This is a genomic window from Spirochaetaceae bacterium (genome assembly GCA_009784515.1).
Classification (GTDB): Bacteria; Spirochaetota; Spirochaetia; order WRBN01; family WRBN01; genus WRBN01.
The window spans coordinates 1-8,420 of the sequence record WRBN01000082.1 but is presented as its reverse complement, the minus strand read 5'-3'; the positions used below and the strand labels follow the sequence as shown (position 1 = coordinate 8,420).

The window sequence follows — 8,420 nt, the reverse complement described above, 5'->3', positions numbered from 1 at the left end:
TGCCGGCACGGTTATCTTTGCCGCCGCTCATTACGGTGGGTAAAGTCCCATTTATAGCGGCCTGCCGGTACTCGGGCAAAGTAAGCAAATCTTTAATTATATCGTCAACGGTTTCGTGGTTTGCTGCGTTAAAACGTTTTTGTAAAAAAGCTTGCACCAATAAATCGGCGGCGCTATGCAAACAACCGTAAGAAATGTTTAACAACCTAGCCACCGCCTCCGGCCGTTGATGGTTACCGGGAGCAAGACCGCGCCCTACCTCAGCGGCACGTTTTTGCATAGGTATTTCCACTTGGCTTACCGGCACACCGGCGCCGGCCAGTAAATCGGTTTGACTGGCCACCACATAAGCTAGGCCCGGTGTACCCTGTGCTTGCGGGTGGTGGCTTAACACCATATCGATATTTTCACCTCTGCGGTTAAGCCGGTCGGCAAGTAAAAGTTCATCGCCCAAACAATCTATGCCTACCATTATTTTTTGGATAGGCTGGCCGCTATCGTAAATAATACGGCAATCGGCGTAAGGGTGCTCTAGGCGGTCTTTATCAAAACGGGCGCGTTCTTCGGCAGTTTTAAGGGCTTCGTAGGCTTTTTGGGCTTTGTCTTTTAAACGTTTAATACCGGCTTCGCCGCGCGGGTCGTGCTTACCGGCTATAGTGTAAGCTGTTGTAAAAAAATCGTTGGTTTTTATAGGCATAGTATCCTCTCTTATAGGGCAGGTAATTTTTTAAAGTTTCCTTATAGTTATTTTAGCATAATTTTGGCTATTTAAAAAGTTTTTATTAAAATTAACCTTTTTTGACTTGAGGGTTTGGGCCAAAGCGGTTATCACCCGCATCACCTTTTTTAAAAAAGAACCAATACAACATTAAAAACTGCCCGGCAATAGGAATACATATTAATAGCAGCCACCAACCGCTTTTATTAAAATCATGCAGCCTTTTAACACCGGCAGCTATAAAAGCTATAATGGCAAGCGCTCCGTAAAAAATAAAATAAACATTAAAAAATGTACTATAAACTGCTGTATTAATAAAGGCTTCAAGGGTTTCATTAGCCGCCGCAATGTAGCTTATTAACATAAGGGGAGCTACCCATATAACCGTTAAAACAACATAAAACCAAAATAAACCATTAAACTGCCAAGAAGTTCTCCGACCTTTAAAGGTTAAATTATTTTTAAAATATTCAATAAACATAAATTAGCTTGGTCTTTCGGCTTTAGGGTTAGGGCCGTAGGGGTTATCACCTGCATCACCTTCGCGTACGCACCAAGCCGTTAAAATAATTACCGCTATTAATCCGCCCGCAGTTAAAAGGGCCCACCAGCCGCTTTTATTAATATCGTGCAACCGCCTAGCCGTTACGGCAAATTTAGGAGTAATAAAGACTAAGGCAAAGATAATAAATGGCAGCTCAAAGGCGCGGCTATAATACATAGCCAATAACCATAATGGAGTAAAAAACCCCTCAAAAAATAACATAAACAGCCAATACTCTTTCCGTCGCGCTCTGCCCTTAAAAACAGCATATTTCTTAAAACAATCAATAAAATATTCCATTATAATTTCTCTTTTACAGCTTTAGGATTGGGGCCAAAACGGTTATCACCTGCATCACCTTCTTGGGCCGTCCACTCCAGCATTTTAATTAACCCCAAACCGGGAACATAACAAATAAAAAAATACCAACCGCTTTTATTAATATCGTGCAGCCGTCTTACCGTTATAGAGGCAAGGGGAAGAGTTAAAATAAATGACCAAGCTATAACACCTATTAAAATTAAGGCGGCGGTATGGTTAAAGTTGCCCTCGTTCATCATCAGAAAAAGAGCCAATACCAAAACAGCCGGCGTTACCAGCAGTCCTGCCAAAACGCTATAAAATACACAAAATAACCTGTGTTCTTTGGGGTCTGTCCTACCTTTAAAAACGGCAAATTTTTTAAGATTTTTAATAAAAATTGTTCTAACATCGCTAAAATACGGCATAATTACTCTCCTTATTTTATTTTAAGGTAATTAACCACCCTTGTCAAGAATGAAAAATAACTGTATAGTAGCTATATGAGTTCGTTTAGTTTTCTTTTTAGCCTCATAAATACGGCCATTACTATTTATATGTACTTAATACTGGCTACTATCCTTTTAAGTTGGCTGCCGCAGTTTAGATACCACCCTATTGCCCAAGTTATTTTAAGTTTAACGGCGCCCTACTTAAATTTTTGGCGGCGTTTTGGCCTGCAAGTTGGCGGCTTCGATTTTTCGGTTATTTTAGGTATTGTCTTTTTAACTTTTATCCAAAATAGCCTGCGCAGTATCGCTATATCGGGCTCACTTAGGTTAGCTGTGGTTATAATGTTTTTTAGCGATGTATTTTTTACGATACTATCGGTCTTTTTTAGCATTATGGCTATTATGGCTACCTTGCGTTTTATCGCCCTTGTTTTTATGCGCAGTAACGGCCCTTTTAGTATGATGGTAGACCGTTTTTTACGCCGCCCCGTTATGCTGGTAAATAATATGTTTGCGCGCGGCAAAATGGTTAAGTACCACCACGCTCTTATTATTATAGCCGTTAGCGGTTTTATTATTTGGCAAGCTATTAACTATGTTCGCTTTATAGCTAACGGTTTAATTGCCATGCTGCCTTTTTAATGCTAAATGTTAATTAACGAGCTGGAACAAACTTTAAACAGTATTAAAGGCTTGGGCCCCGAAAGTGCCAAAGCCTTTGCCAATTTAGGCATTACCACCATTGGAGCTTTGCTGGCGCATTATCCGGTACGTTACGAAGACCGCGCTAACTTTATAAGCTTTAAAGAAGCGGCCAAGCTTGATGGCGCCAGCGTGATAGCCACCGTTACCGGCAGCAGCTTTATTGGCCGCGGCGATAAAACCACCGTTAAAATTACCTTAAAAGATAATTTTGAGGGCACCGCCGCCCTGCTGTGTTTTGGCCGCAGTTTTTTGGCCGATAAATTACCGGCCGGTAAAAAAATTTACCTTTTTGGGCAATTTAATTTAAAGTATAATGAAATACAAAGCAGCAGCTTTGAGTTTGAAGATTATAGCGATAATCCCGTCAATTTTGGTAAGTTACTACCCATTTACGGCCTTTCGGCCTCGCTTAGTCAAGCCAAATTGCGTAAATTTATGGCCGCCGCCTTTGAGTTACTGCCCGAAAAGATTGATAGTTTATTACCGCAGCAGATAATAACCGGCCAAAAATTTGATAAAGATAAAAAAAGTTATTTGCACGGACTGCACTTTCCTATTAATCGTAGTGAAATTGATGAAGCCACGCGTTTTTTAATTGCCGAAGAATTATTTTTATTTACCTTATCGCTCTGCCGTAAAAAATTACTCCAACAGCAAACCGGCCGGCCGGCGCGTAATTTGCCTTTATCCTTAATGCAGCAAGGATTAGCGCGCTTGCCTTTTTCGCTAACGGCTAGCCAACAGGCAGCTATTCAGCAACTATTACAGGCCGCGCAGCAAGGTTATGTAATGCGGCAACTGCTGCAAGGCGATGTGGGCAGCGGCAAAACTTTAGTGGCCTTACTCACCGCTTGTTGTTATATACAGGCCGGTTACCAAGTGGCTTTACTGGCTCCCACCGAGCTACTGGCTCGCCAGCACGCCGAAAATGCCGACAAACTGCTACGCCCTTTGGGTATCGAGGTTGCTTTTTTAAGCGGTAATGTACGTTCGGCCGGCCGTAAGCAGCTTATCCAGCAATTAAATGATGGCAACATTCATTTAGCGGTGGGCACGCACGTGCTCTTTAGTAACGATATAACCTACAAAAACTTAGGCTTTGTCATAGTTGATGAACAGCACCGGTTTGGGGTTATGCAGCGCAATAGGTTACTAAGCAAAGGCGCCGATTGCGACCTTTTATTGATGAGCGCCACTCCTATACCGCGCACCTTAGCGATGACCATGCTGGGCGAACTAGATTTTGCCAGCCTTACCGAATTACCGCAAGGGCGTTTAGCCATTAAAACTCATTTAGCTTCTAGCAATAATCTGACTAAAGTTTTAAATTTTGTCAAAAATGAATTAAATAAAGGCCATCAAGCTTATTTTGTTTACCCGCTTATCGAACAAAGCGAAAAAGATAGTACTGAAAAATACGATAACAGCGACCTAAAAATTGCCGAAGAGGCCCTTAAAGAACTTAGCGGCAGTGAATTAAAAGATTACCGCTTGGCCCTTATCCACAGCAAACTGGACGAAGAAGAGAAACGGCAGATAATGCATAACTTTTCGCTAGGGCATATCGATGTTTTACTGGCCACCAGCATTGTCGAAGTAGGCATTGATGTGGCCAATGCTACCAGTATAGTTATTCATAACGCCGAACGTTTTGGACTGGCCGCCCTGCACCAGCTGCGCGGCCGGGTAGGACGCAGTAATCTGCAAAGTTATTGTTTTTTAGTTTACCATGAAAATTTAACCGATGACGGCAAAGAACGTTTAAAAGCTTTATACCAAAACACCGATGGTTTTAAAATTGCCGACATCGATTTAAAACTGCGCGGCCCCGGCGAATTTAGCGGCTTAAAACAAGCCGGCAGCTTTAGTTTTAAATTGGCCAACCTCGAAGACGAAGCTAATAAAGCTTTGTATAGCACGCTTAAACCTTTAGCTGAAAAGTTATTAACCAACCCTACACCATTGCTGGAGCGTTATTTAGAGTGGTTGAAACAAAATATGTTATATTAGACAAAAACTATTGACAACCCAAGCATGCAAGTGTTATAATACATTGCAGCATAAGGAGAATAAAATGGTTAAATTTATCAACTTATCTATAAAGTACCGCAAACAAATTTTAATTATCGAGCTAGCCATAGGCTTAGTTATTTTTTTAATTCGGGATATAGCTTTAGGCGGTGTAAGCTGGGGGCCTGATTATAGGGGATTTATCGAATTTCTTTTTACAGATTTTCCTTTTATGTTAATTAATTTTCTTGCTTTACTCCCTGTGTGCTACTTTATGATGAGATTTTCTTTTTACTTTCTTGTTTTAAGATATGAGAAAAAGAATATAATATTACAAGACAATAATATATCGTTACAAAAAGCCGCCTACTTTCTTACCTATTGTTTTTTTGCCGGTTTTTTTATTTTTATAATGGATATTTCAGTGCTATATTCATTTATTTATGCTCCCTTTGCCTTTGTTATGCGTTTAGCGCACCGCGAATTAGGTGAACGCGGCAAATATATGACGGTAAACGGTGGGTTTTAGAACTAACAACTTAGCAGAGCGTTTTGGCAATGGGTTTTTTATCTCTATGCTACTCCACACCATTTTATATGTTAAAATTATGCAACAAAATAGCTGGAAAAAGCTCTAGAATAAAACTTCTATGATTAAAAAATAATTTAAGATAACAGCCTAGTTACAAAAGCGGCTGTGCTTTCTCCTTTGGCATTACTTAAATGTCTCCTAAAATTTTTTGGTAAGCCAGTCTCTTAGCCCTGCTCTGCAAAGTAATAACACCACAATATTTATAACCAGCTTTAGCTAGCACAGCCTGCATTATTTTATTGTCTTTATGGGTATCTATACGGATATTACTACAGTTATTAGCTAAACATATTTTTTCAATTTTTTTAAAAATCTGCCCAGCTATACCTTGCCCGCGATAATCATTACTTATAGCCAAACGATGGATAACGGCATAACTATTATTATTAAGCCACTGGCCGTCAATAACCTGATAAGTACTTTCACCGGCAAAGCTTAAAGCAAAGTAAGCCATAGCTTTATCATTTAACTTAATGACATAACCTTCACCACCAGTTATATCGGCGGCTACATCTCGACTATTGGGATAACCATTGCTATCTTGCCATTGGTCAATATTTTGACTTTTTAAAAAAGTTTTAGCATCGTTAAATATTTGATTAACGGCTTCAACATCGTTGGCAGTTACTTTATTAATTAACAAATTATCATTCATAGCTTAATATTTTTAATAGAAATTATAGCTTTGCAATACCGCCTAAAGCCTACTACTGGCTTTAACCAATCCACACCGGCTGCCAAGTGATACCAAATTTATCGGTTACCCAAGCGCATTTTTTAATATCGCCTACACTTTCCGGGCCCATCATTACGCTGCCCTCTTTACTTAAAGCGGCAAAGACAGCATCAAACTCTACTTCATCGGTACAATCAATATAAATAGAAGTTGACCACGCAAAGGCCGGTGCCGGATACTGCTTACTCATATCTAAAAACATAATAGTTTGGCCCATAAACTCCAGCTGGCCGTGCATAATAAAGTTTTCTTCGCCGGCGGCCATCATAGGGTTACCAGCGCCATAGGGCACGCACTGGGTAATTTTAGCCTGCGGCAGATTGGCGGCATAAAAATTCATAGCTTCTTCGGCTTGGCCGGTAAAAGTTAAAAATATATTGATTTTTTGGTTGGGCATAAAAAACCTCCGTGATATTTTGAATAAATTTAAGGAGATTATATACGATGATAGAGGGTTTGTCTAGCTTGATTTACTATTTATCCCTATAATGCAAACCGCATTACCCAATCTCTAATTTATCATCTTTTAAAACTATTGCTTGCTTAATGTATAATCATCGAGTGTTCGTTCAAGTTTTTCGAGAGTTGCTAATAAACCAGCATAGTCTAACTTATCTTGCTCATCAAATTTAAAGGCATTTTCTATTTTACCTACAGTTGAAATATCAGCTGGGTTAAACCGAGCAAGCTTGATTAAAGCTAGTCCGTTTTGCTGAGCATATTTTTGTATCCCTGCAAAAACTTGTTCCAAAACATTTTTATTTTTATCAAATTCTTCCAATTTAATCATCAAGCTTATACCCCCAGCAAAAGAATTTTCAATTTGTATATAAATTTTACCAACCACTAATTTTTTAAAATGATAACCAAAACACCAAGTTTTACCTTTATAAATACATTTCCACTTACTAGCTTCCTTAATATCTTCTTGTAGCTTTAAATATAAACCTTGACAAGCCACGTAATCACTGAGTAAATATTTTCGTTCGGTATATCTAACTGTTCGTTTTTCAAGCCATTCTAAATAGTCAATAAAATCTCTTAAAACAACATTTGTGCCGTTATATTTCTTAATTATAGCTAACACTTCATCACGAACTACAGGCCGACAACCTTGCTGGGTTATCCAATTTAAAGTATATTTACTCTCATTACCCGTCTTTAAATAAACAAGGACTGGCTTTAAACTGCATTTTTCACAATGTTTTGTAGCAAATTCTTTATGCTTTTCTAACTGTTTTTTCCAAGTGCCACTACTTGTTTTATCTTCGATTAAAATAAAATAGTCGTTATTAATAGTGGCTACTATATCGGCTTTGCTTTTACTCCATTGCCGCTCTACCTTAACGGTATTAATTATATAATCATCACCTTTATCAAGCAAAAATTGCACAAATTTTTGCCCTACATTATAAAGCTCCAAATCAACTTCGGCATATTTATTTTCACTCCATTGTAAAAGCCAGCTCAAAAACGCATCTTGAGTTAGTTCTCCGGTAGCTAATTTAAAGATATTTGGTTTATTCATAAATACATCACTCCTAATTCATATTCATATTCATATTCATATTATGATAATATATTATCATATATTCTTTGTCAAGTAGATTAGTGCTTAAAGCAACAAACCCTCACCTTAGAAAGTGAGGGTTACAAAAATAATCTACCTATTTGATTTGTTGATAGGTATTTGTCCAATTATGACTGCCACCTTTAGAACAGTTGCTTGAATTTGGCCGCCCCGCAGTTGGATTAGTGCCACTAACCGGTGGTAAAGACATACCGCATTTACTACACGTCCAGACAACTTGATAATTTGCCATTTCCTCTTTCCTCACTTAGAATATGTTTATAGTAGTTATGTCTATAACTACTATTCTATGATAGCATAGAATTTTTTGGAGATTTAAGTTGAATAAACGGTACAAGTGTGTTACAATAACTTATAGCCCACTGTGGGCGATGGCGAACAGCCGCGTACCGCTTCAATTTTAATTGAGGAGGTAGCAAATGTACGTAGGTAAAAAAATACTACGAGCACTGTTCGTTCTAATGTTCATGCTCGTAGTCGTACAAAGGCTATATTAGCGTATAGTCTTAATTTTCTTGGGTTAGCTTTGCTGGCCCAAGTTTTTTATACTCACATAATACCCTATTTTTAAAACGAAGTCAAGGCAAAATAAAAGCAACAAACCCCTCAAAGAAGAGGGGTTTTAAAAAGATTGACAAGCTACGCTTGTGATGACAAAGAAGCAAAGGGAAGAGAGATACGATTGTGCGGGGTTCGCAGTATACACTAACTGCGTATTACCTTTCTCGCAGAAAGGAGGTGATCCAGCCGCACCTTCCGGTACGGCTACCTT

Annotated in this window: 10 protein-coding genes; 3 read left to right on the top strand and 7 right to left on the bottom strand. The window is 38.8% G+C overall.

From position 1 onward, the window contains the following. The 4 genes from FWE37_08250 to FWE37_08235 all read right to left on the bottom strand — a co-directional run. On the bottom strand, positions 1-697 hold a 697-nt coding region (locus FWE37_08250; GenBank protein ID MCL2520970.1), incomplete at its 3' end, for a hypothetical protein. A 91-nt stretch (positions 698-788) separates the two neighbouring features. Further along, on the bottom strand, positions 789-1,199 hold the full coding sequence (locus FWE37_08245) for a DUF805 domain-containing protein (protein MCL2520969.1): 411 nt from the start codon (positions 1,197-1,199) through the stop codon (positions 789-791). Positions 1,200-1,202: 3 nt separating this feature from the next. Beyond that, a complete protein-coding gene (locus FWE37_08240; GenBank protein MCL2520968.1) occupies positions 1,203-1,562 on the bottom strand; it encodes a DUF805 domain-containing protein in 360 nt (119 codons plus the stop codon). Beyond that, positions 1,562-1,990, bottom strand: a complete 429-nt coding sequence (locus tag FWE37_08235) for a DUF805 domain-containing protein (protein MCL2520967.1) — start codon at positions 1,988-1,990, stop codon at positions 1,562-1,564. The genes FWE37_08240 and FWE37_08235 overlap by 1 nt, the downstream gene beginning before the upstream one ends. 75 nt (positions 1,991-2,065) lie before the next feature. Between FWE37_08235 and FWE37_08230 the strand changes: the two genes are divergently transcribed. The 3 genes from FWE37_08230 (at position 2,066) to FWE37_08220 (ending at position 5,258) form a co-directional block, all read left to right on the top strand. Further along, positions 2,066-2,656 carry a YggT family protein gene (locus tag FWE37_08230; GenBank protein ID MCL2520966.1) on the top strand — a complete coding sequence of 197 codons (591 nt, stop codon included), beginning with the start codon at positions 2,066-2,068 and terminating at the stop codon, positions 2,654-2,656. 6 nt (positions 2,657-2,662) lie between these two features. After that, positions 2,663-4,729 (top strand): ATP-dependent DNA helicase RecG, encoded by a 2,067-nt coding sequence (gene recG / locus FWE37_08225; GenBank protein ID MCL2520965.1) that lies wholly within the window; start codon positions 2,663-2,665, stop codon positions 4,727-4,729. Positions 4,730-4,793: 64 nt separating this feature from the next. After that, positions 4,794-5,258, top strand: a complete 465-nt coding sequence (locus FWE37_08220; GenBank protein MCL2520964.1) for a hypothetical protein — start codon at positions 4,794-4,796, stop codon at positions 5,256-5,258. 190 nt (positions 5,259-5,448) lie between these two features. On the opposite strand, the gene FWE37_08215 is transcribed toward FWE37_08220, so the two are convergent. The 3 genes from FWE37_08215 to FWE37_08205 form a co-directional block, all read right to left on the bottom strand. Then, positions 5,449-5,976, bottom strand: a complete 528-nt coding sequence (locus tag FWE37_08215; GenBank protein MCL2520963.1) for a GNAT family N-acetyltransferase — start codon at positions 5,974-5,976, stop codon at positions 5,449-5,451. Positions 5,977-6,037: 61 nt separating this feature from the next. Then, positions 6,038-6,454: a VOC family protein gene (locus tag FWE37_08210; GenBank protein ID MCL2520962.1), complete on the bottom strand. Its 417-nt coding sequence runs from the start codon at positions 6,452-6,454 to the stop codon at positions 6,038-6,040. A 135-nt stretch (positions 6,455-6,589) separates the two neighbouring features. Further along, a complete protein-coding gene (locus FWE37_08205) occupies positions 6,590-7,585 on the bottom strand; it encodes a PD-(D/E)XK nuclease family protein (protein MCL2520961.1) in 996 nt (331 codons plus the stop codon). Between the last annotated feature and the right edge of the window lie 835 nt (positions 7,586-8,420).

Excerpts from the sequence above, each read along its gene's own strand:
- FWE37_08220 (MCL2520964.1), top strand. The coding sequence starts at position 4,794 with ATGGTTAAATTTATCAACTTATCTATAAAGTACCGCAAACAAATTTTA.
- FWE37_08240 (MCL2520968.1), bottom strand. The coding sequence starts at position 1,562 with ATGGAATATTTTATTGATTGTTTTAAGAAATATGCTGTTTTTAAGGGC.
- FWE37_08245 (MCL2520969.1), bottom strand. The coding sequence starts at position 1,199 with ATGTTTATTGAATATTTTAAAAATAATTTAACCTTTAAAGGTCGGAGA.
- FWE37_08215 (MCL2520963.1), bottom strand. The coding sequence starts at position 5,976 with ATGAATGATAATTTGTTAATTAATAAAGTAACTGCCAACGATGTTGAA.
- recG (MCL2520965.1), top strand. The coding sequence starts at position 2,663 with ATGTTAATTAACGAGCTGGAACAAACTTTAAACAGTATTAAAGGCTTG.
- FWE37_08205 (MCL2520961.1), bottom strand. The coding sequence starts at position 7,585 with ATGAATAAACCAAATATCTTTAAATTAGCTACCGGAGAACTAACTCAA.
- FWE37_08235 (MCL2520967.1), bottom strand. The coding sequence starts at position 1,990 with ATGCCGTATTTTAGCGATGTTAGAACAATTTTTATTAAAAATCTTAAA.
- FWE37_08230 (MCL2520966.1), top strand. The coding sequence starts at position 2,066 with ATGAGTTCGTTTAGTTTTCTTTTTAGCCTCATAAATACGGCCATTACT.
- FWE37_08210 (MCL2520962.1), bottom strand. The coding sequence starts at position 6,454 with ATGCCCAACCAAAAAATCAATATATTTTTAACTTTTACCGGCCAAGCC.